This is a genomic window from Phenylobacterium soli (assembly GCF_003254475.1).
GTDB lineage: Bacteria > Pseudomonadota > Alphaproteobacteria > Caulobacterales > Caulobacteraceae > Phenylobacterium > Phenylobacterium soli.
Window position 1 is genome coordinate 505823 of record NZ_QFYQ01000001.1, and the last position, 25486, is coordinate 531308.

Sequence of the window (25486 nt, forward strand, 5' to 3'; positions counted from 1 at the left end):
CGAAGGCGGGGCCGTCCCCCGGCTTCGTGTCTTTCGCATTTTGCGGGGTTCGAAGCCGAAGTGGCCGCCGAGACGAAAGCTGCAGCAGACCGCGAACGGCGCGACATCGTCTCCGGCGAGGTGATGGAGGAGGAGGCGCTGATCCGCTTCGTCGCCGGGCCCGACGGTTTGGTCACGCCGGATCTCGCCCGCAAGCTGCCGGGCCGGGGACTGTGGGTCGCGGCCGACCGCGCCTCGGTGGAAGCCGCGGCGAAGAAGAACCTCTTCTCCCGCGCCGCCAAGGCCAAGCTGGCCCCGCCGGGCGACCTCGCGACACAGGTCGAAATCCTGCTGAAACGCCGTCTTTTGGCCGGCTTGGGCCTTGCACGGAAGGCGGGCGAGCTTACCTCAGGATTCGAAAAGGTTTCCCAGGCCATCACCTCCCAGAAAACCGCGTGGCTGATCGAGGCGTCGGACGGCGCCCACGACGGCCGCCGCAAGCTCTGGGCCATGGCCCGCAAGCAGCCCAGGGTCCCGGGCCTGATCGGCGTCTTCACGGCGGCGGAATTGGGTTTGGCCTTGGGACTGGAGAATGTGATACACACCGCCTTCCTTGCGGGGCGAGCCGCCGAACGCTGGGCGCAGGACGTCCATCGGTTGTCGGGCTTCTGCCCGCTCCTTCCTGAGAGTTGGCGCGAGGAGCCTTGAATGGCGAACCGGGACCAAAGTCCCGGACGCCGGCATTGGAATTTCGATCTGTTGGCCGGGACCGCCCGGTCGGTGAGTAAAGCGAGCGAATGAGCGACGACAACAACAATGGCCGCGGTCCCACCCCGGGTGGACGTCCGCCTCTGACCCTCAAGCCCCGTGGGGCGGGATCGGTCAGCGCCGGCACGGTGAGGCAGAGCTTCAGCCACGGCCGTTCGAAGACGGTGGTCGTCGAGACCAAACGTCCGCGCACGCACACCCAGCCGGCCGGCAACCTCGCCGCGCCGTCCTCGGCCGAGCGCCGCGTGCAGGAGACCCGCCCGGGTCCGGCCCCGACGCAGCAGGCGCCGCGCGGACCGCAGCCGAACGACGGCCTCTCGGCTGAAGAGCGCGCCGCCCGCCAGCGCGCCATCGAGCTCGCGCGCCAGCAGCAGGAGCGCCAGGCCGCCGACCGCCGGGCCGCCGAAGAGCGCGCCCGCGCCGAGGCGGAAGCCCGCGCGGCCGCCGCCCGCGCCGCCGCTCAGCAGGCCGCCGCCGCCCAGCAGCCGGCCGCCGAGGCTCCGGCCGCCGCACCTGCGCCGCAAGCAGCGCCGCCCGCGGCGCCGCCGCCGGTCGAAGCGCCGGCCGCCCGCGCTCCGGAAGCGCCGCGCGCCGAGGCTCCGCGGCCCGAAGCTCCGCGTGCGGAGGCTCCCCGCAGCGAGGCCCCCCGTAGCGAGGCGCCTCGCCCCGCCGCGTCCTCATCGGGCCAGACCCGCACCTACCAGCCCTCGCCCGACCGTCGGGACGACCGGGCCTCCACGACGACCTATCGGCCTGAGCGGCCGTCGGCCCGCTTCGAAGGCGCGACCTTCAACCAGCGCGCCCCGCGGCGCGACGACGACCGCGGCCCGCGGCCGCCGCGCGACGATCGCGGCCCGCGTCCGGGCGGCGACCGTCCGCAGCGCGCCGAAGGCGGCCCGCGTCCCGAAGGCACCGTCCGCTATTCGGCCCTGGCCCCGCGGCCGGCCGGCCCGCGCGGCGACGGCCGTCCGGGCGGTCCGCGTCCGCCGCGCATCGGCGCCGCCTCTCCGCCCGCCACCCCCGAGATCCAGCGCGCCGCCCGCCAGGCGCCGCGCCCCGGCTCGGCCAACCTCGACCGCCGTCCCGACGACACCGAGGACGATCGCCGCAAGGCCGCGCCGAGCAAGGCGATCAGCCGCGTCCGCGGCGCCCCTCAGCGCCGCGAAGGCCGCCTGACCATCCAGGCGGTGGCCGGCGGCGACGAGGGCAGCGCCGAGCGGATGCGCTCCCTGGCCTCCGTGCGCCGCGCCCGCGAACGCGAGCGTGAGAAGCGCAAGGGCGGCGTCCAGGAACAGGCGCGCGTGGCCCGCGAAGTGGTCATCCCGGACGTCATCACGGTGGCCGAGCTGGCCAACCGGATGGCCGTGCGCGGCGTCGAGATCATCAAGTTCCTGATGCGTCAGGGCGTGATGCTGAAGATCAACGACGTGATCGACAACGACACCGCCGAGCTGGTGGCCACCGAGTTCGGCCACACCGTGAAGCGCGTGTCCGAGGCCGACGTCGAAGAAGGCTTCATCGGCGCCGAGGACGTGGACGAGGCCATGGAGCCACGCCCGCCGGTCGTCACCGTCATGGGCCACGTCGACCACGGCAAGACCAGCCTGCTCGACGCCCTGCGCTCCACCGACGTGGTGTCGGGCGAGCACGGCGGCATCACCCAGCACATCGGCGCCTATCAGGTGCGTCTGGAAGGCGGCCAGCGGGTCACCTTCCTCGACACCCCTGGCCACGCAGCCTTCTCGGCCATGCGGATGCGCGGCGCCAACGCCACCGACATCGTCATCCTGGTGGTGGCGGCGGACGACGGCGTCATGCCGCAGACCATCGAGGCGATCCAGCACGCCCGGGCGGCCGGCGCGCCGATCATCGTGGCGATCAACAAGATCGATAAGCCGGACGCCGACCCGACCCGCGTGATCAACGAGCTGCTGCAGCACGAGATCGTGGTCGAGAGCCTGGGCGGCGACACCCAGGCGGTCGAGGTCTCCGCGACCCAGAAGATGGGCCTCGACGACCTGGTGGAGGCCATCCTCCTGCAGGCCGAGGTGCTCGACCTGAAGGCCAACCCGAACCGCACCTCCGACGGCATCGTCATCGAGTCCCAGCTCGACCGCGGCCGCGGCGCGGTGGCCACCGTTCTGGTCAAGCGCGGCACCCTGAAGCGCGGCGACATCGTCGTCGCCGGCGCTAACTGGGGCCGTGTCCGCGCCCTGCTGAACGAGCGCAACGAACAGCTCGACGAAGCCGGTCCCTCGACCCCGGTCGAGATCCTCGGCCTCGACGGCACCCCCGATCCCGGCGAGCCCTTCGCGGTCGTCGAGAACGAGGCCCGCGCCCGCGAGATCACCGAGTACCGCCAGCGTCAGAAGCGCGAGAAGACCGGCGCGCCTGCGCTGGGCGCCTCGCTGGCCGACATGATGGCCAAGCTCGCCGACAAGAAGGTCTCCGAGCTGCCGGTGCTCATCAAGGCGGACGTCCAGGGTTCGGCCGAAGCCATCGTCGGCTCGCTCGACAAGCTGGCCACCGACGAGGTCCGCGCCCGCGTGATCCTCTCCGGCGCCGGCGCGATCAACGAGAGCGACGTGCTGCTGGCCAAGGGCGCCGGCGCGCCGATCCTCGGCTTCAACGTCCGCGCCTCCAAGCAGGCGCGCGACCTGGCCGAGCGCGAAGGCGTCGAGATCCGCTACTACGCGATCATCTACGACCTGATCGACGACATCAAAGGCGTGCTCTCGGGCATGCTGGCGCCGATCCAGCGCGAAACCTTCCTCGGCAACGCCGAAGTCCTGCAGGTCTTCGACATCACCAAGGTGGGCAAGGTCGCGGGCTGCCGCGTCACCGAGGGCGTGGTCCGCAAGGGCGCGCGGGTGCGTATCGTCCGCCAGGACGTGGTCGTGCTCGAACTGGGCGTCCTGCAGACGCTCAAGCGCTTCAAGGACGAGGTCAACGAGGTCCAGTCGGGCCAGGAATGCGGCATGGCGTTCCAGGGCTTCCAGGACATCAAGGCCGGCGACGTCATCGAGTGCTTCAACCTCGAGGAAGTGAAGCGGTCGCTGTAAGCGCCCCGTCCAGAACTGCACTTGGCAAAGCCCCGGAGCGAGCCTCCGGGGCTTTTTCGTTGGCGATGACAGGTGGCCGAACCCGTGCTTACCTTGCGGAAGGGTTGTGAGGTTCATGGGGGGACCAAGAGATGACCGACATCGCCAGCGCCAGCCATGGCAAGCTCGACCTGGGCCGGGTGGTGCGCGACACCCTGGCCGTAACGGGCAAGCGGCCGGGCTTCGTCCTCGGGCTCTCGGCCCTGCTCGCCGGCGTTCCGAGCTTCCTGGGGGGACTGCTCACCGGCCGCCACCTGCACTCGCCGAGCGACATCTTCTTCTCGGGCTTCGGTCTCCTGCACATGGTGGTGATGCTGTTCGCCACCTCGTTCCTGGCGGCGAGCCTCTACAGCCTGTCTCTCAGCGAGCTGGAAGGCGAGACGCCGACGCCACAGGAGGTCTTTCGCCGGGGCGGCCAGATGTTCCTGCCGCTGCTCGGCCTCAACATTCTGTTCTTCCTCGGCGTCCTGGCCGGCATGATCCTGCTGGTGGTTCCCGGGGTGATCCTGGCGCTCATGTGGTGCGTCTCGGGTCCGGCGCTGATGGCCGAGCAGGCCGGCATCACCGAGAGCTTCCGCCGCAGCACCGACCTGACGCGCGGCCACCGCTGGATGCTGTTCGCCGTCTTCCTGCTGTTCTTCATCGCCCAGGCCTTCGTCCAGTCGGTGCTGGGCGCGGTGGGGCTCGCGGCGAGCTTCGGCTCGCTCGACATCTTCTCGGTCCCGCGTGTGTTCGGCTCGGCCCTGATCGCCACCGCCACCACGGCCCTCGCCTACCCCGGCGTGACGGCGATCTATCTGCAGCTGAAGGAGCTGAACGCTGCGGCGCCGTAGCGCCGCCGCAAACAGCGCCTATCTGAGACTGCGATGGTCGCCTTCGCCCACCTTCGCCGCCTCGCCCCGCTCCTAATCGCTGGAGCCCTGAGCGGCTGCATCGCCGGCCCTTCCGGCAACGCCCATGTGCCGCAGCCGGCGAAGGCGGTCGAGCTGCCGCGCTATCTCGGCCTCTGGCACGAGTTCGCCCGCTACGACATGGCCTTCGAAAAGGGCTGCGAGGGCGTGACGGCGCGCTATGCCCTGCGGCCCGACGGCAAGATCGACGTCACCAACACCTGCCATGCAGGCGCGCCGGACGGCCCGGTGAAGGTGGCCAAAGGCAAGGCGACGCCCGTCGCCGGCAGCAACGGGGCCAAGCTGAAGGTCAGCTTCTTCGGCCCGGCCCTGTTCGCCAACTACTGGGTGCTGGACCGCGCCGACGACTACAGCTGGGCGATCGTCGGCGAGGGCTCCGGCCGCTTCCTCTGGATTCTCACCCGCGAGGCTCAGCCCAGCCCCGCGCGGCGGGAGGAACTCGTTCAGCGCGTCCGCGCCCTGGGCTATGACACCGCAATGCTTCGCTTCACACGACAGGCGCCGCCATGATCTCCCTGCGCAAGACCCTCGCGCCCAAGATCTTCGCGCCCAAGATCTTCGCCATCGCGGCCCTCGCCGGCCTCGTGGCGTCCTGCGCCACGGCCCACCGGCTGGATGCGGCCAACGACGTCCACGCCCTCCTGGTGTCGATCCGCGACAACGACGTCGCCGCCTTTGACGCCCACGTCGACCGCCCGGCCCTGAAGCGCGAGATCCAGGCCAAGATCGAGGAGAAGGCCGCCAAGCGCTACGGCGCGCTCGCGGCGCTGGCGCCGGGCCTGGCGGAATTCGCCGGCGACACTCTCGTGCAGCCCAGCGTCTTCAAGCTGGTGGCCCAGCAGTACGGCTATTCGGAACAGACGAAGATCCCCGGCGCCGTGGCCATCGCCGGCGCCCTGAAGCCCCTGCCCGACGGCCGGGTCTGCGCGGTGAAGAAGAAGGACGGCCCCTGCACGCTGATCTTCACCAAGGAGGACGGCGTCTGGAAGCTCACCGGCTTCGAGGGCGATATGAAGGACCTCAAGCTGAAGCTGTAAGGCTTGCGTTGAAGCTCGCCGATCCGCCACCCTGGGGATCAGGGTGATGGGGGTGCGACGATGGGCTACGAGGCCGCGCTGGCGGGCTACGCCAAGACCGAGTTCGACGACGGCCGTTGGACGCGGACCGTCTATCGCAAGGGCTCCGGCCCGGCGGTGATCATCATCCACGAGATGCCCGGCCTGCATCCGGGCGTGGTCCGCTTCGCCGACCGGGTCGCCGAGGCCGGCATGACCGTCTTCCTGCCGGTGCTGTTCGGAGTCCCCGGGCGGCCGGCGACGCACCCGGCCGGCGCCCTGACCATGCTCTCCGGCATGTGCGTGCGCTTCGAGTTCAACGCCTGGCGAACCGGCAAGTCCTCGCCCATCGTCGACTGGCTGCGAGCCCTGGCGCGCAAGGCCCACGCCGAGTGCGGCGGCAAGGGCGTCGGGGCCGTGGGCATGTGCTTCACCGGCGGCTTCGCCCTCGCCATGATGACCGAGCCGGCGATGGTCGCGCCGGTGCTCTCCCAGCCTTCGCTGCCCATGGGCAAGAGGAACGCCGCCGGGCTGGACGCCTTCCCGGCCGAGATCGCCTGCGCCAAGCAGCGCTTCGCCGAGGAGGACCTGTCCATGATCGGCCTGCGCTTCTACGGCGATCCCTTCGTCCCCGACGCGCGGTTCGAGACCCTCAAGCGCGAATTCGGCGACCGCTTCGAGGCCATCGAGATCGACCCCGAGGACGCTGCGCCCGGACCGCTCAAACACCCGCACTCGGTGCTCACCCTGAACCTCGCCGAGACCGGCCCGACCAAGGCCGCCGAACAGCGGGTGATCGCCTTCTTCAAGGAGCGGACGGGGGCGTGAGGCTGGACTTCGCGGACCCACGCGCCTAGAAGCCGCCGCTTCCCCTGAGGGCCGCGTCCGAACCGCGCCCCAGGCCTGAGAAGGTTTCGAACGATGTCACGCCATCCGCACCAAGGCCGGGGCGCACCCTCCGGTCCCTCGCAGCGCCAGTTGCGCGCCGGCGAACTGGTCCGCCACGCCCTGGTCGAGATCCTCCGCGAGGAGGAGATCTCCGACACCGACCTCGCCGGCGTCTCGGTGACCGTCACCGAGGTGCGCATGAGCCCGGACCTGCGCCACGCCACCATCTTCGTGGAGCCGCTGGGCGGCGGCCACGCGCCGGAGGTCGTCGCGGGCCTCAACCGCCACGCCAAGTTCCTGCGCGGCCGGCTGGGCCGGATGATCGACATGAAGTTCACGCCGGACCTGAAGTTCCTGCACGACGAGAGCTTCAACGAGGCGGCCCGGATGAACCGGCTGTTCGACGATCCGCGGGTGCAGCAGGATCTGCGGCCGCAGGAGCCCTCGGACAGCTGGAAGGACGAGGACTGATGGCCCGCCGCCGGAAGGGCGATGCGGTCTCGGGCTGGATCAACCTCGACAAACCTTACGACCTGACCTCGACGCACGCGGTCAGCCGCGTGCGGCGCATCTTCAACGCCCAGAAGGGCGGCCACGCCGGCACCCTCGATCCGCTGGCCACCGGCATCCTGCCGATCGCCCTGGGCGAGGCGACCAAAACGGTCCCGTTCCTGATGGACGCCGACAAGGCCTACCGCTTCACCATCGCCTGGGGCCGCACCACCGCGACCCTCGACCGCGAGGGCGCGACGCTGGCCGAGAGCGACGTGCGGCCGACGTCGGACGCGGTGGCCGCCGTGCTGCCCGGCTTCGTCGGCGAGATCGAGCAGGTCCCGCCGGCCTACTCGGCTATCAAGGTGGACGGCGAGCGCGCCTACGACCTCGCCCGGGCGGGCGAGACGGTGGAGCTCAAGGCGCGGCCGGTGCGGATCGACGATATCCGGGTGGTCGCCGCGCCGGACGCGGACCACGTGGTCCTGGAGGCCGAGTGCGGCAAGGGCACGTACGTCCGGGCGCTGGTCCGCGACATCGCGGACGCGCTCGGCGCCTGCGCTCACGTGAGCGAGCTGCGGCGCACCCGGGTCGGGGCGTTCACGGAGGAAAATGCCGTTACGCTGGATAATCTGGAAGATTTAGGGCATAAGGCCCGCCAATCGGAGGCATTGCTTCCGGTCGAGACCGCGCTGGACGACATCCCGGCGCTGGCCGTGACCGATGAAGACGCCTTCCGGTTGAAGCAGGGACGGTCGATCGTTCTCGTTCCCCGACAGGTCGAAGCGGTGAAAGCCAGGCTCAAGCCGGGCTCGCGCACCGTTTCCGCCATGGCGGGCGGATCGATGGTCGCCCTCTGCGAGATGCGCGCGGGCCGGCTCGAACCCTCGCGGGTCTTCCATCTTGAAAAGAGCGGAGACTGAACCGATGTCGATTACGGCCGACCGCAAGGCGGAACTGATCAAGACCCATGCCCGCGGCGAAGCGGACACGGGCAGCGCTGAAGTCCAGGTGGCGATCCTCTCCGAGCGCATCGCGAACCTGACCGAGCACTTCAAGACGCACAAGAAGGACAACCACTCGCGCCGGGGCCTGCTCAAGCTCGTCTCGCAGCGCCGTTCGCTGCTCGACCACCTGAAGAAGTCCGACGAGGGCCGCTATCAGTCGCTGATCGAGAAGCTGGGCCTGCGCCGCTAAGGCCAAGCCCGATCACCCCGGCCCCGTCGGACCTCTTCACGGTGCGGCGGGCTGGGGCCAGTTCTCTAAGCCGCTCCTCCGTAACAGGCCGGGGGACCCGATGCGGCGCTTCCAGGGTTTCCCGTAACGGGACCCGTCCGTACGCCGAGGGTTCGAGAGAAATCCTCATCCGCCTGTTCGACTGGAGAGGATTTCGGAAACCCGACGCCCTGTCCGCCCCCGCGAGGAATCCGCCCGCGGGATGAGAAAGAAACCGAAAATGTTCGATATCAAACGCAAGACGATCGAGTGGGGCGGCAAGAAGCTCACGCTCGAAACCGGCCGCATGGCCCGCCAGGCCGACGGCGCCGTCCTCGCCACCTACGGCGAGACCATGGTCCTGGCCACCGCGGTGTACGCCAAGAGCCCGAAGCCCGGTCAGGACTTCTTCCCGCTCACGGTGAACTACCAGGAGAAGTTCTACGCCGCGGGCAAGATCCCGGGCTCCTTCCCCCGCCGTGAGGGCGCGCCCTCCCAGAAGGAGACGCTGACCTCCCGCCTGATCGACCGGCCGATCCGTCCGCTGTTCGTGAAGGGCTTCAAGAACGAGGTCCAGGTGGTGGCGACCGTGCTCGCCCACGACCTCGAGAACGATCCCGACATCGTCGCCATGGTCGCCGCCTCGGCCGCCCTCGTGCTGTCCGGCGCGCCCTTTATGGGCCCGATCGCCGGCGCCCGCGTCGGCTACGTGAACGGCGAGTACGTCCTCAACCCGACGCTCGACGAGATGAAGGAAAGCCGGATGGACCTGGTGGTCGCCGGCACCACGGACGCCGTCATGATGGTCGAGTCCGAGATCAAGGAAATGAGCGAGGACGAAGTGCTGAAGGGGGTGATGTTCGCCCACGCCGGCATGCAGCCCGTCATCGACGCGATCATCGAGCTCGCCGAGCATGCGGCCAAGGAGCCCTTCGACTTCCAGCCCGACGACACCGACGCCCTCAAGGCCGAGGTCGGCAAGCTGATCTCCAAGGACCTCGCCGCCGCCTACAAGATCACCGGCAAGATGGAGCGCCACGCGGCCATCAGCGCGGCGAAGGACAAGGCGGTCGCCAAGTTCGCCAAGTCCGAAGCCAACCCGGACGGCTACGACTCCAACAAGCTGGGCGGCGTCTTCAAGGAACTCGAGGCCGACATCGTCCGGCGCTCGATCCTCGACACCGGCATCCGGATCGACGGCCGCAAGGTCGACCAGGTCCGCCAGATCGTCTCCGAAGTGGGCGTGCTGCCCCGGGCCCACGGCTCGGCGCTGTTCACCCGCGGCGAGACCCAGGCCCTGGTGGTCGCCACCCTCGGCACCGGCGACGACGAGCAGCTGATCGACGCGCTCGAAGGCAAGTACTTCGAGAAGTTCATGCTGCACTACAACTTCCCGCCCTTCTCGGTGGGCGAGACCGGCCGCATGGGCGCGCCCGGCCGTCGTGAAGTCGGCCACGGCAAGCTCGCCTGGCGGGCCATCCGCCCGATGCTGCCGAGCGTCGAGGAGTTCCCCTATACGATCCGTCTGGTCTCGGAGATCTTCGAGTCCAACGGCTCGTCCTCGATGGCCTCGGTCTGCGGCTCCTCGCTGGCCCTGATGGACGCCGGGGTTCCCCTGAAGAAGCCGGTCAGCGGCATCGCCATGGGCCTGATCCTCGAGAAGGACGGCTTCGCGGTTCTGTCGGACATCCTGGGCGACGAGGACCACCTCGGCGACATGGACTTCAAGGTGGCCGGCACCGAGGATGGGATCACCTCGCTGCAGATGGACATCAAGATCGCCGGCATCACCGAGGAGATCATGCGTCAGGCCCTCGCCCAGGCGAAGGGCGGCCGTGAGCACATTCTCGGCGAGATGGCCAAGGCCATGGAGGCGCCCCGCGCCCACCTCGGCGAGTACGCGCCCAAGATCGAGACCATGAAGATCCCGGTCGACAAGATCCGGGAAGTGATCGGCTCCGGCGGCAAGGTGATCCGCGAGATCGTCGAGAAGACCGGCGCCAAGATCGACATCGGCGAAGACGGCACGATCAAGATCGCGGCCGCCGAGCAGGCCAAGATCGACGCCGCCCGCGAGTGGATCAAGGGTATCGCCTCGGAGCCCGAGGTCGGCCAGATCTATACCGGCAAGGTCGTGAAGATCGTCGACTTCGGCGCCTTCGTGAACTTCTTCGGCTCGAAGGATGGCCTGGTGCACGTCAGCCAGATCGCCAACCAGCGCGTCGACAAGGTCTCCGACGTCCTGCAGGAAGGCCAGTCCGTGAAGGTGAAGCTCCTGGGCTTCGACGATCGCGGCAAGACCCGCCTGTCGATGAAGGTCGTCGACCAGGAGACCGGCGAAGACCTCTCCAAGAAGGACGAGAAGGCCGAGGAAGCCGCCGACGCCTAAGGCCCGGCAGGTTTCACAGCCTGAACGACCAGAGGGCGGCTGGAGCGATCCAGCCGCCCTTTCGTTTTCTTCCCGCCGTCAGGGAGGACAGGCGCAAACAAAAAGGCCCGCCTTGCGGCGGGCCCCTCGTTACTCTCCTCAAACTCTAGTCGGTCGTCAGCCGCGCAGCTTGCGCATCAGGACGTCGATGTCGCGGGCGATGGTTGCGTCCTCGGTCTTCAGCGCCTCGATGCGGCGCACGGCGTGCAGCACGGTGGTGTGGTCGCGCCCGCCGAAGCGGCGGCCGATGTCCGGCAGCGACCGCGTGGTGATCTGCTTGGCGAGCCACATGGCCACCTGGCGCGGCCGGGCGACGGCGCGGGCGCGGCGCTCGGAGATCAGGTCGGCCTGCTTGAGGCTGTAGTGCTCGGCGACGGTCTTCTGGATCATGTCCACGGTCACGCGGCGCTCATTGCAGCTCAGGTGCGGCCGCAGGATCGACTGGGCCTCGTCCAGGGAGAGGTTGGCCACCTGGGGCCCCACGCGGGCCACCAGGGTGTTCAGGGCCCCTTCCAGCTCGCGCACGCTGTCCGTGAAGCGGTCGGCGAGGAACTGGAGCACGTCGGGCCGCGCGTCGGGCTTGAAGCCGCCCTGGAGGGCCAGGGTGGCCAGCTTGCGCTGCAGGATGCCAAGGCGCAGCGTCCGGTCGGCCGGCTCGATGCCGCAGACCAGGCCCGCCTGCAGGTGCGAGCGCAGCCGGGGCTCCATCTCGGAGATCTCGGTGGGCGAGCGGTCGGCGGTCATCACCACGCGGCGGCCGTCCTCGACCAGCGAGATGAGCGTGTGGAACAGCTCCTCCTGGGTGGTCGGCTTGCCGGCGACGAAATGGACGTCGTCGATCAGCAGCAGGTCGGCGTTGCGCAGCTCTTCCTTGAACTGGGCGGTCTGGCGGTCCTGCAGGGCGCGCACGAAGGTCGAGGTGAACCGCTCGGCGGTCAGATAGACCACGCGCTTGGACGGCTCGTTGCGGATGGCCTCCCAGGCGAGCGCGTTGAGGAGGTGCGTCTTTCCGAAGCCATAGGGCCCGTGGAACATCACCGGGTTGAAGTGGCCGTCGGCCCAGGACGCCACGCGGCGCGCCACGGCGAAGGCGAATTCGTTGGCGGGACCCGCCACGAAGGTGTCGAAGGTGAAGCGTTCCTGCAGGCCCAGCAGGCGGCCCTGGCGGGCGGCCACAGGGGCGGCTTCGGCCTCCACCTCGAAGATCGCCGGCGCGGCGGCTACGGCGGCCGCGCCGCCGCCGTTGGCGGCCAGCGGCGCGCCCATCGGCGCGGCCATGGCGCCGGCGGAATCCATCTCCATGCGAGATTTCAGGTCCAGACGACGACCCATCGGATCGTGTTGCGCCCACAGCTCGCCGATACGACGCCAGGCATGCCGACGGATCCAGTCCCGGGCCACGCCGGTGGCCGCCACCAGGCACACATCGTCACCGCTTTCGCGCAGCGACGCCTGGCCCAGCCAGGACCCGAACGTCGCCTCGCCCAGCTCGTGCTTGAGCACCTGGCACGTCTTCGTCCACACGGCCGTAGCCGGAGCGCCAGCCATAGCTCCCGCAGCCCCCCCGCTCATCATCCTTGCCAACCCCATCGAACCCGCCAACCAGTCCGGGACCCCTCGCCCCGGCCGGCTTTTCTCAAGACAAACAGACGCTTACTCCGGGAACAGATGTGTTCGCCGGCGCCCAGGTTTAAGCCCGGGATCACTCAAAGACGCCTGTAAGACCGCTGAGACTAGTCGGGGCCAGTGGCCGGTCAACGGGGATTCTTAGCGGCCCCGGTTGATATTTTCATTGACTCGCGAGGAGCCCTTTTTCGGCCAAGGGAAACGCCAAATTTTCGAACTTCGAGTGGGTAGTTTGGCCGCACGCGTCGCACCCAAAGCGGCGCCGTAGGCAACAAAAAAGGCGCCCCGGAGGACGCCTTTTCGAAGCCAAATTCCTAGCGGAGCAGCGGGGTAAACTCCCGCCGCCCGACGCCGGTTCAGGCCGCGGAGAGCTTCTTCAGCTGGGCCGCCAGACGCGACACCTTCCGCGAGCCGGTGTTCCTGTGCAGCACGCCCTTGGTGACCGCGCGCATCAGCTCCGACTGGGCTTGGATGAAGGCCGCCTTGGCCTTGTCGACGTCACCGGCGGTGACCGCCTCGTCGAAGTTGCGCAGGAAGGTGCGGACGCGCGAACGGCGCGACTTGTTGACTTCGGTGCGGCGGGCGATCTTGCGGACCGCCTTTTTGGCGCCGGGCGTGTTGGCCATCGTCTGAGCTTCTCACAAAAACGGACGCGCCCGGCAGAACCGGGCGTGAAATTCGGAGGCGCGGATATACGCAAGGACCGGCCCCCGGTCAATGGCCGTGCGCGCATTCTTGGCCATTCAGTCGACGCCCGTGAAAGTCCGCCACGCCGGATGGGCGGCGACCAGGTCGGCCATCCGCTGATAACCGGCCGCTCCGGGGTGGGCGCCGTCCCAGTCCGCCGCCTCGCGGACCCACAGGCCGTCGGCGGCCAGCGGGCGGAAGACGTCGATGAAGGGCGCCTGCAGCCGCGCGGCCAGGACCTTCAGGTGCTCGTTCAACTCCTCCGCCCGGACCACCACGTCAGGCTCGGCGGTGGGCGGCGGGCCGACCATCAGCACCGGCGCCAGCCGGGCCGCCTCGGTGAGCATGGCGCGGGCGTTCAGCAGGGACTTGGCGGTCGGCACCCGCAGCGCGCCGTCCTCCAGGTTGCAGTCGTTGCAGCCGAAGGAGAACACGATCCGCATCGGCTCGTGGTCGACCATCCGCGGCAGGGCCTCGGCCCGCCAGCGCGCGGCGATGTCGGCGCTCGTCTCGCGTCGAACGCCGAGGTTGTAGAGGGTGATCTCGCGCCGGCCCGCCAGGGCGCGGCCGATCCAGCCCAGATGGTCGGGATCGCCGGCGCCGATGACGAAGCTGTCGCCGAAGGCGAGGATCCGCACCGATCAGCGGCCCGTGAACTTGGGCGGACGCTTGTCGATGAAGGCGGCCATGCCTTCCTTCTGGTCCTCGAAGGCGAAGAGCGAGTGGAACAGCCGCCGCTCCATGGCCACGCCCGTCGTCAGGGTGGTTTCGTAGGCCGCCTCGACCAGCTCCTTGTTCATCATCACGGCCAGCGGAGACTGGCCGGCGATCTTCCTGGCCGCGGCCAGGGTCTCCTCCAGGAGCTTGTCGGCGGGCACGATGCGCGAAACGAGGCCGGCGCGCTCGGCCTCGGACGCGTCCATCATCCGGGCGGTCAGGATCATGTCCATGGCCTTGGACTTGCCGACGAGGCGGGTCAGGCGCTGGGTGCCGCCGATGCCCGGCATGACGCCGAGATTGATCTCGGGCTGGCCGAACTTGGCGGTCTCCGCGGCGATGATGAAGTCGCAGAGCATGGCGAGCTCGCAGCCGCCGCCGAGCGCATAGCCGGCCACCGCGGCGATGATCGGCTTGCGGAACTGCTCGATCCGGCGCGCGCCCTTGGTGAAGAAGTCGAGGGCGAACATCTGGGCGTAGGTCTTGTCCGACATTTCCTTGATGTCGGCGCCGGCGGCGAAGGCGCGGTCCGAACCGGTCAGCACCACGCAGCCGACGGCGGCGTCCGCTTCGGCCGCGTCGAGGGCGGCGCAGAGCTCGTCCAGCAGCTGGGAGTTCAGGGCGTTCAGCGCCTCCGGCCGGTTCAGCCGGATCAGGGTGACGCCGTCTGTCGTCTCGACGAGTAGGGTCTCGAAGGCCATGGCCCGCTCCTAAGGGTCTTGTCTTTGTCCTTCGCCGCTTAAGGCCCCTCGACCGAATAGCCAAGCGCCCGCAGGCGGGCCGGCAGGCCCTGGGCTCCGATCAGGTGGCCGACGCCGACCACCACCACCGTGCGGCCGTGACCCTTGAGCCGCTCCTGCAGGGTGGCGATCCAGCGTTCGTTGCGGTCGGTCACCATGCGCCGGAAGAGCGACGGAGAGGCCTTGCGCAGCGGATCGATGGCCTCGCGCTCGAGGACGGGGATGTCGGACCGGTTCCAGGCCCGCACCAGCACCTCGAACTCGTCCGGCTTGTCCTCCATCTCCTTCAGCGTCTCGCTGAGGGAGGCGATCTGGTCGGGGATCGGCGTCTGGCTGAACATCTGCAGCTGCTCGGCCGGGGTCTCGAAGGCGCGCCGCTGCGCTTTAGCCGGGGCTTCCGCCGCCAGCGTCTGCTCCACGCCGGACCCCGTCGCCGCGCCGGCCTTGCGATAGGCCGCGCCGGCCAGCGCCACCTCGGCCAGCCAGGGCTGCAGCCGGTCGAGCAGGGAGGGCGCGAGGTCGTAGGCCTGGGCGATGCGCATCATCCGCGCGGCGTCGGCAGCGGGCATCATCTTGAACAGCGACTTGTCCGGGGCCAGCAGGCCGAGCTGGCTCGCGAGCCGCGCAGTCTCGGTTTCGGTGGAGACGTCCACCGGCAGCTCGAACCAGACGTCGTCGGCGTGGGCGAGGGCCGACTTCAGCTCCGGCGGCTGCCAGTCGAGCCCCGGCGGCAGGACGTGGATCGAGCCGAACAGCACGATCTCGGAATCCTTGTCCCTGACCACCCAGACCGGCGGCCGGGCCCACACCGGTCCGGCGACCACGAGGGTCGCGACCGCGCCCACGACGGCGGCCCAGACGGCGCGGGACGGGGATTTCATGCGCGAGCTCACTTCTGGCAGGTCGGGCAGTAGAAGGTGGAGCGGCCGGCCTGGACCTTGCGGGCGATGACGCCCGGGCAGCCGTCGTTCGGGCAGGGCCGCCCTTCGCGGTCGTAGACGCGGAAGCGGTGCTGGAAATAGCCGAGTGCGCCGTCAGCCTGGGCGTAGTCGCGCAAGGTGGAGCCGCCGGCGCGGATCGCCTCGGCCAGGACGTCCTTGATCGCCGTCACCAGCGGCCCGAGCCGCGCGGCCGAGATCCGTCCCGCAGGCTTGAAGGGCGAGATGCGCGCCCGATGCAGGGCCTCGCAGACGTAGATGTTGCCGAGGCCGGCGACGATCCGCTGGTCGAGGAGGAGGGTCTTGGGCCCCTGCTTGCGGCCGGCGAAGGCGTGCTTCAGATGCGCCGCGTCGAAGGCGTCGGACAGGGGCTCAGGGCCGAGCCCCGCAAACCAGGGGTGCAGGTCGAGGGTGGCGGTGTTGACCAGGCCCATGAAGCCGAAGCGGCGGGGGTCGTAGTAGGTGACGCGCGCGCCGGCGTCGGTCTCGAAGACCACGTGGGCGTGCCTGGGGTCGGGATCGGGCGCGTAGTGGAAGTGGCCCGGGCGCTCCTCGCCCTCGGCCCGGGCGATCTCGAAGCGCCCGCTCATGCCGAGGTGCATGACGAGGGTGTCCTCGCGGTCGAGGCGGGCGAGCAGGTACTTCGCGCGCCGCTCCAGCCTGAGGATGCGGGCGCCGGTCAGCTCCTGGACGAAGTTGTCGGGAAACGGGAAGCGCAGGTCCGGCCGGCGGGCCTCCACGCGGGCCAGCCGCTGGCCCTCGAGCACCGGGGCCAGGCCGCCGCGCACGGTTTCGACCTCGGGAAGTTCAGGCATGCCCGACGAACCTAGGCATGGTCGGGATGGCGCGCCAGGGCCTTGAAGGCTATGAGGCTGACCCATGACCGGACCCACCGCCACCTTCGGCTTCCGCGACGTGGACCCCGAGGCCAAGCCGGGCCTCGTGCGCGGCGTCTTCGACCGCGTGGCCGGCCGCTACGACCTGATGAACGACCTGATGAGCGGCGGGGTGCACCGGCTGTGGAAGGACGCGGTCGCCGCCCGGCTGAACCCGCAGCCCGGCGAGACCATCGTCGACTGCGCCGGCGGCACCGGCGACATCGCCCGGCGCGTCGCCAAGCTGGCCCGCCAGGCCAAGGCGCGGCGAGGCGGCCCCGACGCCAAGGTGGTGATCGTCGACTACAACGCCGAGATGATCATGGCCGGCCGCGAGCGCGGCTCGGAGCCAGAGATCGCCTGGGCGGTCGGCGACGCCCAGCGCCTGCCGCTGCCAGACGCCAGCGCCGAGGCCTATGTGATCGCCTTCGGCATTCGCAACGTGACCGACATCTCCAAGGCCCTGCGGGAGGCGCGCCGCGTGCTGAAGCCCGGCGGGCGGTTCCTGTGCCTGGAGTTCTCGCGGCCCACCACCGAGGCGCTGCGCAAGCTCTACGACGCCTATTCCTTCAAGGTGATCCCGGAGATCGGCCAGCGGGTCGCCGGCGACCGCGACTCCTACCAGTACCTCGTCGAGAGCATTCGACGTTTTCCCGACCAGAAGCGTTTCGCCGCCATGATCAGCGAGGCGGGCTTCAAGTTCGTGGACATCACCAACTTCTCGGGCGGGGTGGCGGCCCTGCACACCGGGCGGGCGCTCTGAGCCGATGAGCGGGATCGGCGCTTTCGGTCGGCTCCTCGGCGCCGCCTGGGTCCTGGTGCGCAACGACGCCCTGCTGCCGGACGAGCTGGACGCCCTTTACTCCCAGCCCGTCCGAACCCTCTCGAAGACGCTTCGCCTGTTCGCCGGACGCGAGGCGCGCGTGGGGCGGCCCGGCGAGCGCCTGGCGCGCTCGCTCGAGCGGCTGGGGCCGGTGGCCATCAAGCTCGGCCAGCTCCTCTCCACCCGCGCCGACATCTTCGGCCGCCAATTCGCCGAGGACCTGTCGCGGCTGAAGGACCGCCTGCCGCCCTTCCCCACCGCGCTCGCCCGCGCCCAGATCGAGGCCTCTCTCGGTCGGCCGCTGGAGAGCGTCTTCGCGGCCTTCGGCGAGCCCGTCGCCGCCGCCTCCCTCGCCCAGGCCCACGAGGCGACCCTGCTGGACGGGCGCAAGGTGGCGGTGAAGGTGCTGCGGCCGGCGATCGAGCGCCGCGTCGCCGACGACGCCGAGGTGCTGGCCCTCGCCGCCCGGCTGGTCGACCGCTGGGCCCCGCCCGCCCGCCGACTGGAGCCGCGCGGCTTCGCGGCGACGGTCATCCGCGCCACCGAGCTCGAGCTCGATCTGCGGCTGGAAGCCGCCGGCGCCGACGAGCTCTGCGAGGTCATGGCCGAGGACGGCTACATGCGGGCGCCCGTCGTGATCTGGGAAGGCGTCGGCAAGCGGGTCCTGACCATGGAATGGGCCAAGGGCCGGCCGCTCTCCGAGCCGGACGCCCTGGAGCTGGAAGGCCTCGACCGCCGGGCCCTGGCCGAGAACCTGATCCGCGCCTTCCTGGCCCAGGCCCTCGACCACGGCGTCTTCCACGCAGACCTGCACGAGGGGAACCTGTTCGTCGCCGCCCCGGCCCAGCTGACGGCGGTGGACTTCGGCATCATCGGCCGGCTCGGCGCGCCCGAGCGGCGCTACCTGGCCGAGATCCTCTGGGGTTTCCTGCAGCGCGACTACGACAAGGTGGCCCGAGTCCACTTCGAGGCCGGCTATGTGCCGGAGCGCCACAGCGTGGCGGCCTTCGCCCAGGCGCTGCGGGCCGTCGGCGAGCCGATCTTCGGGCAGCCGGCCAGCGGCGTGCCGATGAGCCGCGTGCTGACCCAGCTCTTCGAGATCACCGCCCTCTTCGAGATGCGCCTGCGGCCTGAGCTCGTCCTGCTGCAGAAGACCATGATGACGGTCGAGGGCGTCGCCCGCCGGATCGACCCGGACCACGACATCTGGGCCGCCTCCGAGCCGGTCGTCCGGCGCTGGATCGCCCGCGAGCTCTCGCCCGCCAACCAGGTCCGCCGCTTCGCCGAGGACGCCAGGGCCGCGGTGAAGAGCCTCGCCCGCATGGCCGAGACCCCCTTCATTCGGGCCGAGCACGTGGTGGAGACCGAGATCCACCACCTCTCGCCCTGGCCCTGGGTCGCGCTCGGCGCCGTGCTCTCCGGCCTGGCGTTCCTGGCCGGGACGCTGCTGCGCTAGGCCTCGTCGTCGCTGGAGCGGTGACGGCGGTCCGAACGGCTCGCCTCGCGCTTGGACTCGCGATCCTTCTGCTTGTCCCAGTAGGCGCGGCCCTCGTCGGGCTTGAACATCGTCCGCGGCGCCCCGTCCTTGTTGGCGACCGCGAAGACATTGGCCTTCGGATCGTAGAACAGGGTGTCGCCGTTGGCCCGCGTCAGGGTGAGGGTGCCGGCCGGCGGATGGTCGACGAAGGCGTGGGCCTTCTTCACGTACTGGTCGATGGAGCGGGCGCCGAAGGCCTCGCCGTTGCGCTCGTAGGAGCGCTCGGCGTTCTCCTCCGCCGAGAACCGCTTCGACGGCGACCACATCGGCTTGCCGTCGACGAGCTTCACCTCGTCCTTGCGATGGTCGACGCCCGGCTCCGCGCCGCGATCGCGGCTGGCATAGCCGCTCCGCTCGTCCGAGGCGCCGGCGGCAGGCGCCGCGCCCTGGCTCGCCGACTTCGCATGCACGGCCGAGGGGCCGTTGTCGCAGGCGCTGAGCACCGCAGCGGCCGCGGAAATCCCCAGCGCCAACCCAAGCGCCGTCCTGAACCCAGCCATCTCTTCTCTCCCGGTTATAGCCAAGGTTGGAACAAAGAAAGAACAGAGAACTGCACGCTTGTCGAGTCCCTTTCCCGCAAAAGTTGCGCGAGGCGGAACGCCGGCGGAACGGGCGGCTTGCGGGTTTGGCCGCGGGCCCCATCTGGCGTAAAGCGGGGCCGGTCAGTCGAAGGGGGCGGAAAGCCTTGGACGAGAAGCGGATCCTCCTGATCGTCGGGGGCGGGATCGCGGCCTACAAGTCGCTGGAGCTCGTCCGCCTGCTCAAGAAGGCCGGCGTCGGCGTGCGGCCGATCCTCACCGGGGCCGGGGCGGAGTTCGTGACGCCCCTGTCCCTGTCAGCGCTCTGCGAGGACAAGGTTTATTCCGAGCTCTTCTCCCTCACCGACGAGGCGGAGATGGGGCATATCGAGCTCTCGCGCTCGGCGGACCTCGTGGTCGTGGCGCCGGCCACCGCAGACCTGATGGCCAAGGCGGCGAACGGCCTCGCCTCCGACCTCGCCTCCACGACCCTGCTCGCCACCGACAAGCCGGTCCTGATGGCGCCGGCGATGAACGTGCGCATGTGGGATCACCCGGCCACCCGGCGGAACCTCGAGACCCTGAAGGCCGACGGCGTGCGGTTCGTCGGGCCGGACGAAGGCGCCATGGCGTGCGGCGAGTTCGGTCCGGGCCGGATGGCCGAGCCGCAGGCGATCTTCGAGGCCATCCTCGCCGAGCTGCAGACCGCCCGACCGCTGGCCGGCAAGCGGGCCATCGTCACGGCGGGTCCAACCGCCGAGCCGATCGATCCGGTGCGGGTGATCACCAACCGCTCGTCGGGCAAGCAGGGCTATGCGATCGCCGCCGCGCTCGCCGGCCTCGGGGCCGAGGTGACCCTGGTGAGCGGCCCCGTCGCGCTGCCGGCGCCGGCGGGCGTGAAGCGCGTCCCGGTGGAGACCGCCCAAGAGATGCTGGCCGCCTGCGAGGCGGCCCTGCCGGCCGACATCGCCGTCTGCGTCGCCGCGGTGGCCGACTGGCGGCCCGAGAGCGTCGGCCAGGCCAAGATCAAGAAGAACGGCGGCGAAGCCCCGCCGATCCGGCTCGTCGAGAACCCCGACATCCTGGCGACCCTGTCCAAGGGCAAGGCGCGGCCGACGCTGGTGGTGGGCTTCGCGGCCGAGACCAACGACGTCGAGGCCAACGCCCAGGCCAAGCTCGCCAGGAAGGGCTGCGACTGGATCGTCGCCAACGACGTCAGCGTCGCGGGCGTCATGGGCGGGGACGCCAACACCGTGGCCATCGTCACGAACACGGGAATCGAGCGATGGGAGGCCGCGCCGAAGGCCGAGGTGGCCCGTCGGCTCGCCCAACGCATGGCCGAGGAGCTGAAGTGACCGCCCCCGTCGTCCCGATCCGCCGCCTGGAGCACAACACCGACCTGCCGCTGCCGGCCTACGAGACTTCGCACGCCGCGGGCATGGACCTGCGCGCCGCCGTGCCGGAGGACGCGCCGATGGTGCTGCGTCCCGGCTCGCGGGCCATGGTGCCGACCGGCCTCGCCTTCGCGCTGCCGGACGGCTTCGAGGCCCAGGTGCGGCCGCGCTCGGGCCTGGCGGCCAAGAACGGGATCACCTGCCTCAACACGCCCGGCACGATCGACGCCGACTATCGCGGCGAGGTGAAGGTCATCCTGATCAACCTCGGCGAGGAGGACTTCACCATCCGCCGCGGCGACCGCATCGCACAGCTGGTGATCGCCCCGGTGGTGCAGGCCAAGTGGAGCGAGGTCGCGAGCCTCGACGAGACCGCCCGCGGCGCCGGCGGCTTCGGCTCGACCGGCGCCCAATGAGGCGCCCAGTGAGGCCCTCTGTAAGGAGTTCTGCGCGATGAGCGGCGGCGAGGAAGAGTTCGTCTACGACGAGGCCACCGGCGAGTGGATCAGCGCCGCCGAGGCGGCCGAGAAGGCCAAGACGGCCGGCCAGGTGGAGGTCCGCGACAGCGTCGGCAACCTCCTGGCCGACGGCGACAAGGTGGTCCTGGTCAAGGACCTGAAGGTCAAGGGCGCGGGCCAGACGCTGAAGCGCGGCACGGTCATCCCCTCGATCCGCCTGACCGGCGACGACCAGGAGATCGACTGCCGCTACGAGGGCATCAAGGGCCTCGTGCTGCGCGCCGAGTTCGTCAAGAAGGCCTAGGGACGGGCGGGCTCGGCCACCGGGGCGACGGTCGGCAGGCGCGGCCGGATTGCAAAACGCGCGCCCAGCAGGCCGGCCACCATCGCCGCTCCGAACAGCCAGGCGTGCGGCCCGGCGAAGCCGAGCAGCACCACGCCCGGCCCCGGGCAGATGCCCACCAGACCCCAGCCGAGGCCGAACAGGGCCGCGCCGCCGACCAGGCGGGCGTCGAGGAGCTTGGTCTCGGGAAGCTGGATCGGGCCGCCCAGCAGGGCCGTGCGGCGACGCTTGGCGATCAGGAACGCCGGGAAGGCGGCGGCGATCGCCCCGCCCATGACGAAGGCGAGCTGCGGGTTCCAGGCGCCGGCCACGTCCAGGAAGCCGATCACCTTGGCCGGATCGAGCATTCCCGAGACGAGCAGGCCGGCGCCGAAGAGGACGCCGAACAAGGCGGCGGCGAGGGATCTCATGACAGGCCTCCGAAGAGCTGGGCCCCGTGCCGGACGAAGAGCACGGTGAGCCCCGCCACGGCCATGAAGGTCGCGGTCGCCACCAGCGAGCGACGCGACAGGTTGGACAGTCCGCAGACCCCATGGCCGCTGGTGCAGCCGTTGCCGACCTGGGTCCCGACCCCGACGATCAGGCCGCCAAGCACGAGCAGCCCCGGCGCGGTCTCGGTCAGCGCCAGCGGCGCAGCGCGTCCGAGGGCCAGGGCCACCAGCCCGACCGCGGCCAGACCGCCGAGGAAGGCCCACCGCCAGGCGCCGGGCCTAAGCGCGGCGGCATTGGAGAGGATGCCGCTGATCCCGGCGATCCGCCCGTTGACCAGCAGCAGGCCGGCGCTGGCCGCGCCGATCATCAGGCCGCCGATCAGGGACTGCAGGTAGGGGTGCATGACGCCTCCGCTCAGTGCTTCCAGCCCACGGCGAGGCCGAAGATGGTTTCGCTCATCGACAGGTCGACGTTGCCGCCGCCGAAGTTGGCCGGGATCGAGCCCGACCCGCGCACGGTCTGCTTCGGCGAATACTGGACGTAGCCGGTAACCTCCAGGCCCGAGGGACGGGTCCCCGACAGCTGAGACCAGGTGGCGCCGGCGGCGTACTGGTCGGTGACCACCGCCGGGGCGACGATGTTGAGCAGGGTCTGGCTGGACGGGACGGGGTTCTTGGCGTGGTCGTAGCCGGCGCGGACCTGCCAGGCGTCGTTGATCCTGTAGTTGGCGCCCACCTTCCAGACGTCGACGTCGCGCCAGCCGAAGCCGGGGCCGTTGTCGGCGCCGAACGGCACGCCGGCGAACAGCGGCGCGAGGGAGGTCCCGACCGACTTCACCTTGGAGAGCTCGATGCGCCGCCAGTCGGCCACGAGGTCCAGCTGCGGCGTCGCCTTGAACGCCAGGCCGACGCCGTAGGTGGAGGGCGCGTCGAAGCCGCCGCGCTCGGCGAACAGGCCGCGGTATTTCTTGAACTCGTGGAAGGCCGTCTTCGACTGCCAGAAAGCGGCGGCCGAGAGCCGGTCGGTGAGCTGGCCGAGGTAGCCCAGGCGCACGCCCGCGCCGTACTCGGTGTCGACGCCGTTGTTGGTGAAGTGGGCCGGATCCTGGCTGAAGCCGGCGAACGGCTGGAGACCGCGCGCCCGGAAGGTCTGGCCGGCGAGGTTCACGGAGAGGCCGACGCTCTGGGTCGGGGTGAGCTTGTAGGCCATGGTCGGCGAGATGAAGAGCTGCTGCAGCTCCACCCCGGCCGTGCCGGAAGCGCCGAAACGCGCGAAGGGATTGTCGCGGTAGGCGGTGACCATGCCACCGTTGCCGTAGGCGACGAGGCCCACCGCGAGGCGGTCGTTCAGCTGGCGCACATAGCCGGCCTCGGGGATGAAGGCGGTCTTCTTGTCGTCGCCGGAGTAGCTGCTGTCGAGAGCCGTGCCGCGATAGGCCGCCTCGCGCTTGGGGGTGAAGACATCGACGCCGACGTCCCAGCGATCGCCGAGCGCGGTGGCCGCCGCCGGGTTGGTGGCGAGCGCCAGGCTGTCCTTCGGATAGGCGAGGCCGGCGCCGGCGAGGCCCTTCGACTGGGCGCCGTAGCCGCTCATGAAATAGCCGTCGGTGGCGTGGGCCGGGACGGCGGCGGCCGTCGCGAGGGCGGCCACCGCGGCGGCGGCGAAAAGGCTGGGCAGGCGGTTCATCGAGCAATTCCTATCGAATAGATAGGCGCACACACCCGACCTGCTACGGTTAAGCTACGTAGATTTTCTGATAGCCCTTGCAGGGAACGCTGCGTAAACTGGCGGAGAAAAACTGCACGCCCAGCGAGGGCGGAGCCCATTTCCCGCATGGCGGGAGCGTTTCACCGTGACAACGCGGAGCCGCAGGGCGGCCCGGCGCGTTTGGTCAGCCGCATGGTGTCGCGCTGGCCTTCCGTCCTCTGGATCGTCCGTCACGGCGAGAGCGCCGGCAATGTCGCGCGCGACGAAGCGCGGCTGGCCGGACTGGCGCGCATCGCCCTCGAGACCCGCGACCAGGACGTCCCTCTCAGTCCCCGCGGCGTCGAGCAGGCCGAAGCGCTGGGGCGCTGGTACGCGGGCCTTCCGCGCGAGGAGCGGCCCGAGGCGGTGCTCTGCTCGCCCTATGTCCGTGCGGTGCAGACCGCCGAGATCATCGGCCGCGCCGGCGGCCTCGCGCCCGGCGCGCCGGCGCACTGCCTCGACGAGCGGCTGCGCGAGCGCGAGTTCGGCATCCTCGACCGGCTGACCACCCCGGGGATCCTCGAGCTGCACCCGCAGCAGGCCGAGCTGCGCGCTCACGTGGGCAAGTTCTATCACCGCCCGCCCGGCGGCGAGAGCTGGTGCGACGTGATCCTGCGGCTGCGCAGCGCACTCGACACGCTCAGCCTGCATTACGCCGGCCAGCGGGTGATCATCGTCGGGCACCAGGTGGTGGTGCTCTGCCTGCGCTATCTGCTGGAAAAGCTCACCGAGCAGGAGATCCTGGCCATCGACGCCCAGGGCGACGTGATGAACTGCGGGGTCACCGAGTACCGCTTCGACCCCCACGCCGGCCCGTCCGGCGGACTGGCCCTGCATCGCTACAACTTCACCGCGCCGCTGGTCGCGGCGGGGGCGCCGCTCACCGCCGCCGCGGATGCGCCGGTCGCGCCGAAGTGAGCCAGTTGATGTGACGAAGCCGGGCGCGATCGACCTGGAAATGCTGCGCGGCTGCGGGCCGCCGGCCCTGAAGGCCGACAGCGACAAGGAGGACCGCGGGCGGCTGCTGGTGGTCGCCGGCGGCGCGCAGGTGGCGGGCGCGGCGATCCTGGTCGGCGTGGCCGGCCTGAGGGTCGGGGCCGGGAAGCTGCAGATGGCCGCCACCGCCGCGCTCGCGCCCGCCCTGGCCCTCGCCATGCCGGAGGCGCGTATCCTGGAGGTGCCCGCCGTGGCCGGCGAGATCGCCGGCGAGGCGGCCGAGCGCCTCGCCCCGCAGCTCGCCGCCACCGACGCGGTGGTGATCGGCCCCGGCATGATGGAGGACGCGGTGGCGGGCGAGCTCGCCCTGCGGGCGCTGCAAGCGGCGGACGCGGCGGCCTTCGTCATCGATGCGGCGGCCCTGACGGGCCTCGCCGAACGAACCGAGGATGTGCGGCGCGCGGGCGGACGGCTGGTGGTCACGCCCCATGCCGGCGAGATGGCCGCCCTGACCGGAGCCGCCCGCCGTGAGGTGGAGAACGACCCGCTGCGCATGGCCAGGGAGACCGCCCGCAGGCTGCAGGCCGTGGTGGTCATGAAGGGCGCCGAGACCTTCGTGGTCACGCCGGACGGGGCGGCCTGGCGACATCGGGCCGCCCTGCCAGGTCTCGGCGCGTCCGGCTCGGGCGATGTGCTGGCGGGGGTGATCGGCGGGATGCTGGCGCGGGGTTGTTCGCCGCTGGGCGCGGCGGCCTGGGGCGTCTGGCTGCACGCCCGCGCCGGGGCGCGGCTGACCGAGCGGATCGGCCCCCTGGGCTTCCTCGCCCGCGAGCTGCCGGACGAGCTGCCCGCCGCCCTGCAGGAGGCGGCGGGCTGAGG

General features: G+C 70.5%; 27 protein-coding genes. 17 read left to right on the plus strand and 10 right to left on the minus strand.

Going from position 1 to position 25486, the window contains the following annotated elements:
* The first annotated feature begins 60 nt into the window (after nucleotides 1-60).
* From DJ017_RS02535 to pnp, 10 genes are all read left to right on the plus strand, one after another.
* Complete coding sequence (locus DJ017_RS02535; protein WP_111527230.1) at nucleotides 61-687, plus strand: RNA-binding protein; 627 nt, start codon at nucleotides 61-63, stop codon at nucleotides 685-687.
* Between the two features lie 89 nt (nucleotides 688-776).
* The gene (gene infB / locus DJ017_RS20925) at nucleotides 777-3809 is read left to right on the plus strand and encodes a translation initiation factor IF-2 (protein ID WP_111527231.1); all 3033 of its coding nucleotides are present in this window, start codon (nucleotides 777-779) and stop codon (nucleotides 3807-3809) included.
* Between the two features lie 131 nt (nucleotides 3810-3940).
* Complete coding sequence (locus DJ017_RS02545; protein WP_111527232.1) at nucleotides 3941-4681, plus strand: hypothetical protein; 741 nt, start codon at nucleotides 3941-3943, stop codon at nucleotides 4679-4681.
* Between the two features lie 33 nt (nucleotides 4682-4714).
* Nucleotides 4715-5269, plus strand: a complete 555-nt coding sequence (locus DJ017_RS02550) for a lipocalin family protein (RefSeq protein WP_111527233.1) — start codon at nucleotides 4715-4717, stop codon at nucleotides 5267-5269.
* Nucleotides 5266-5796, plus strand: a complete 531-nt coding sequence (locus DJ017_RS02555; RefSeq protein WP_111527234.1) for a DUF2939 domain-containing protein — start codon at nucleotides 5266-5268, stop codon at nucleotides 5794-5796. The genes DJ017_RS02550 and DJ017_RS02555 overlap by 4 nt, the downstream gene beginning before the upstream one ends.
* Nucleotides 5797-5856: 60 nt before the next feature.
* Nucleotides 5857-6642: a dienelactone hydrolase family protein gene (locus DJ017_RS02560; protein ID WP_111527235.1), complete on the plus strand. Its 786-nt coding sequence runs from the start codon at nucleotides 5857-5859 to the stop codon at nucleotides 6640-6642.
* Between the two features lie 93 nt (nucleotides 6643-6735).
* Nucleotides 6736-7173 (plus strand): 30S ribosome-binding factor RbfA, encoded by a 438-nt coding sequence (gene rbfA / locus DJ017_RS02565; RefSeq protein WP_111527236.1) that lies wholly within the window; start codon nucleotides 6736-6738, stop codon nucleotides 7171-7173.
* A complete protein-coding gene (truB, locus tag DJ017_RS02570; protein WP_111527237.1) occupies nucleotides 7173-8117 on the plus strand; it encodes a tRNA pseudouridine(55) synthase TruB in 945 nt (314 codons plus the stop codon). Before rbfA ends, truB begins: the two co-directional genes overlap by 1 nt.
* A 4-nt stretch (nucleotides 8118-8121) precedes the next feature.
* A complete protein-coding gene (rpsO, locus tag DJ017_RS02575) occupies nucleotides 8122-8391 on the plus strand; it encodes a 30S ribosomal protein S15 (RefSeq protein ID WP_111527238.1) in 270 nt (89 codons plus the stop codon).
* Between the two features lie 259 nt (nucleotides 8392-8650).
* Nucleotides 8651-10798, plus strand: a complete 2148-nt coding sequence (gene pnp, locus DJ017_RS02580; protein ID WP_111527239.1) for a polyribonucleotide nucleotidyltransferase — start codon at nucleotides 8651-8653, stop codon at nucleotides 10796-10798.
* 156 nt (nucleotides 10799-10954) lie between these two features.
* Here pnp and dnaA read toward each other — a convergent pair whose 3' ends face one another.
* From dnaA to mutM, 6 genes are all read right to left on the minus strand, one after another.
* Entirely contained in the window at nucleotides 10955-12427 is a 1473-nt protein-coding gene (dnaA, locus tag DJ017_RS02585) for a chromosomal replication initiator protein DnaA (RefSeq protein ID WP_111527240.1), read from the minus strand.
* 392 nt (nucleotides 12428-12819) lie between these two features.
* Nucleotides 12820-13089, minus strand: a complete 270-nt coding sequence (gene rpsT / locus DJ017_RS02590; RefSeq protein ID WP_111527241.1) for a 30S ribosomal protein S20 — start codon at nucleotides 13087-13089, stop codon at nucleotides 12820-12822.
* A gap of 117 nt (nucleotides 13090-13206) precedes the next feature.
* Nucleotides 13207-13788, minus strand: coding sequence for a GDSL-type esterase/lipase family protein (locus DJ017_RS02595; RefSeq protein WP_111527242.1), 582 nt, complete (start codon nucleotides 13786-13788; stop codon nucleotides 13207-13209).
* A gap of 3 nt (nucleotides 13789-13791) precedes the next feature.
* A complete protein-coding gene (locus tag DJ017_RS02600; RefSeq protein WP_111527243.1) occupies nucleotides 13792-14568 on the minus strand; it encodes an enoyl-CoA hydratase in 777 nt (258 codons plus the stop codon).
* Nucleotides 14569-14606: 38 nt separating this feature from the next.
* Nucleotides 14607-15488: a TraB/GumN family protein gene (locus tag DJ017_RS02605; protein WP_111527244.1), complete on the minus strand. Its 882-nt coding sequence runs from the start codon at nucleotides 15486-15488 to the stop codon at nucleotides 14607-14609.
* Nucleotides 15489-15496: 8 nt separating this feature from the next.
* Entirely contained in the window at nucleotides 15497-16360 is an 864-nt protein-coding gene (gene mutM / locus DJ017_RS02610) for a bifunctional DNA-formamidopyrimidine glycosylase/DNA-(apurinic or apyrimidinic site) lyase (RefSeq protein ID WP_111527245.1), read from the minus strand.
* 64 nt (nucleotides 16361-16424) lie between these two features.
* Here mutM and DJ017_RS02615 point away from each other — a divergent pair, with 64 nt between their 5' ends.
* Both DJ017_RS02615 and ubiB read left to right on the plus strand, forming a co-directional pair.
* On the plus strand, nucleotides 16425-17183 hold the full coding sequence (locus tag DJ017_RS02615) for a class I SAM-dependent methyltransferase (RefSeq protein ID WP_111527246.1): 759 nt from the start codon (nucleotides 16425-16427) through the stop codon (nucleotides 17181-17183).
* Nucleotides 17184-17187: 4 nt separating this feature from the next.
* Nucleotides 17188-18699: a 2-polyprenylphenol 6-hydroxylase gene (gene ubiB, locus DJ017_RS02620; RefSeq protein WP_111527247.1), complete on the plus strand. Its 1512-nt coding sequence runs from the start codon at nucleotides 17188-17190 to the stop codon at nucleotides 18697-18699.
* Here ubiB and DJ017_RS02625 read toward each other — a convergent pair.
* Nucleotides 18696-19280, minus strand: coding sequence for a hypothetical protein (locus DJ017_RS02625; RefSeq protein WP_111527248.1), 585 nt, complete (start codon nucleotides 19278-19280; stop codon nucleotides 18696-18698). The genes ubiB and DJ017_RS02625 overlap by 4 nt on opposite strands.
* Before the next feature lie 185 nt (nucleotides 19281-19465).
* Between DJ017_RS02625 and coaBC the strand changes: the two genes are divergently transcribed.
* The 3 genes from coaBC to DJ017_RS02640 all read left to right on the plus strand — a co-directional run bounded on the left by coaBC (nucleotide 19466) and on the right by DJ017_RS02640 (nucleotide 21454).
* Nucleotides 19466-20653 (plus strand): bifunctional phosphopantothenoylcysteine decarboxylase/phosphopantothenate--cysteine ligase CoaBC, encoded by a 1188-nt coding sequence (coaBC, locus tag DJ017_RS02630; RefSeq protein ID WP_111527249.1) that lies wholly within the window; start codon nucleotides 19466-19468, stop codon nucleotides 20651-20653.
* Complete coding sequence (gene dut / locus DJ017_RS02635) at nucleotides 20650-21108, plus strand: dUTP diphosphatase (RefSeq protein ID WP_111527250.1); 459 nt, start codon at nucleotides 20650-20652, stop codon at nucleotides 21106-21108. Before coaBC ends, dut begins: the two co-directional genes overlap by 4 nt.
* 133 nt (nucleotides 21109-21241) lie before the next feature.
* On the plus strand, nucleotides 21242-21454 hold the full coding sequence (locus DJ017_RS02640) for an alkylphosphonate utilization protein (RefSeq protein WP_227000196.1): 213 nt from the start codon (nucleotides 21242-21244) through the stop codon (nucleotides 21452-21454).
* Here the strand turns inward: DJ017_RS02640 and DJ017_RS02645 are convergent.
* Genes DJ017_RS02645 through DJ017_RS02655 form a run of 3 tightly spaced genes read right to left on the minus strand, consistent with a single transcriptional unit; the run spans nucleotide 21451 to nucleotide 23611 of the window.
* Nucleotides 21451-21903: a DUF6691 family protein gene (locus DJ017_RS02645; RefSeq protein ID WP_111527252.1), complete on the minus strand. Its 453-nt coding sequence runs from the start codon at nucleotides 21901-21903 to the stop codon at nucleotides 21451-21453. The two genes, DJ017_RS02640 and DJ017_RS02645, sit on opposite strands and share 4 nt — an antisense overlap.
* Complete coding sequence (locus DJ017_RS02650; protein ID WP_111527253.1) at nucleotides 21900-22328, minus strand: YeeE/YedE family protein; 429 nt, start codon at nucleotides 22326-22328, stop codon at nucleotides 21900-21902. Before DJ017_RS02650 ends, DJ017_RS02645 begins: the two co-directional genes overlap by 4 nt.
* Nucleotides 22329-22339: 11 nt before the next feature.
* The gene (locus tag DJ017_RS02655; protein WP_111527254.1) at nucleotides 22340-23611 is read right to left on the minus strand and encodes an OmpP1/FadL family transporter; all 1272 of its coding nucleotides are present in this window, start codon (nucleotides 23609-23611) and stop codon (nucleotides 22340-22342) included.
* Between the two features lie 213 nt (nucleotides 23612-23824).
* Here DJ017_RS02655 and DJ017_RS02660 point away from each other — a divergent pair, with 213 nt between their 5' ends.
* Both DJ017_RS02660 and DJ017_RS02665 read left to right on the plus strand, forming a co-directional pair.
* Entirely contained in the window at nucleotides 23825-24589 is a 765-nt protein-coding gene (locus DJ017_RS02660) for a histidine phosphatase family protein (protein WP_111527255.1), read from the plus strand.
* A 10-nt stretch (nucleotides 24590-24599) separates the two neighbouring features.
* Nucleotides 24600-25484, plus strand: coding sequence for an NAD(P)H-hydrate dehydratase (locus DJ017_RS02665; protein WP_226999990.1), 885 nt, complete (start codon nucleotides 24600-24602; stop codon nucleotides 25482-25484).
* Nucleotides 25485-25486: the final 2 nt, after the last annotated feature.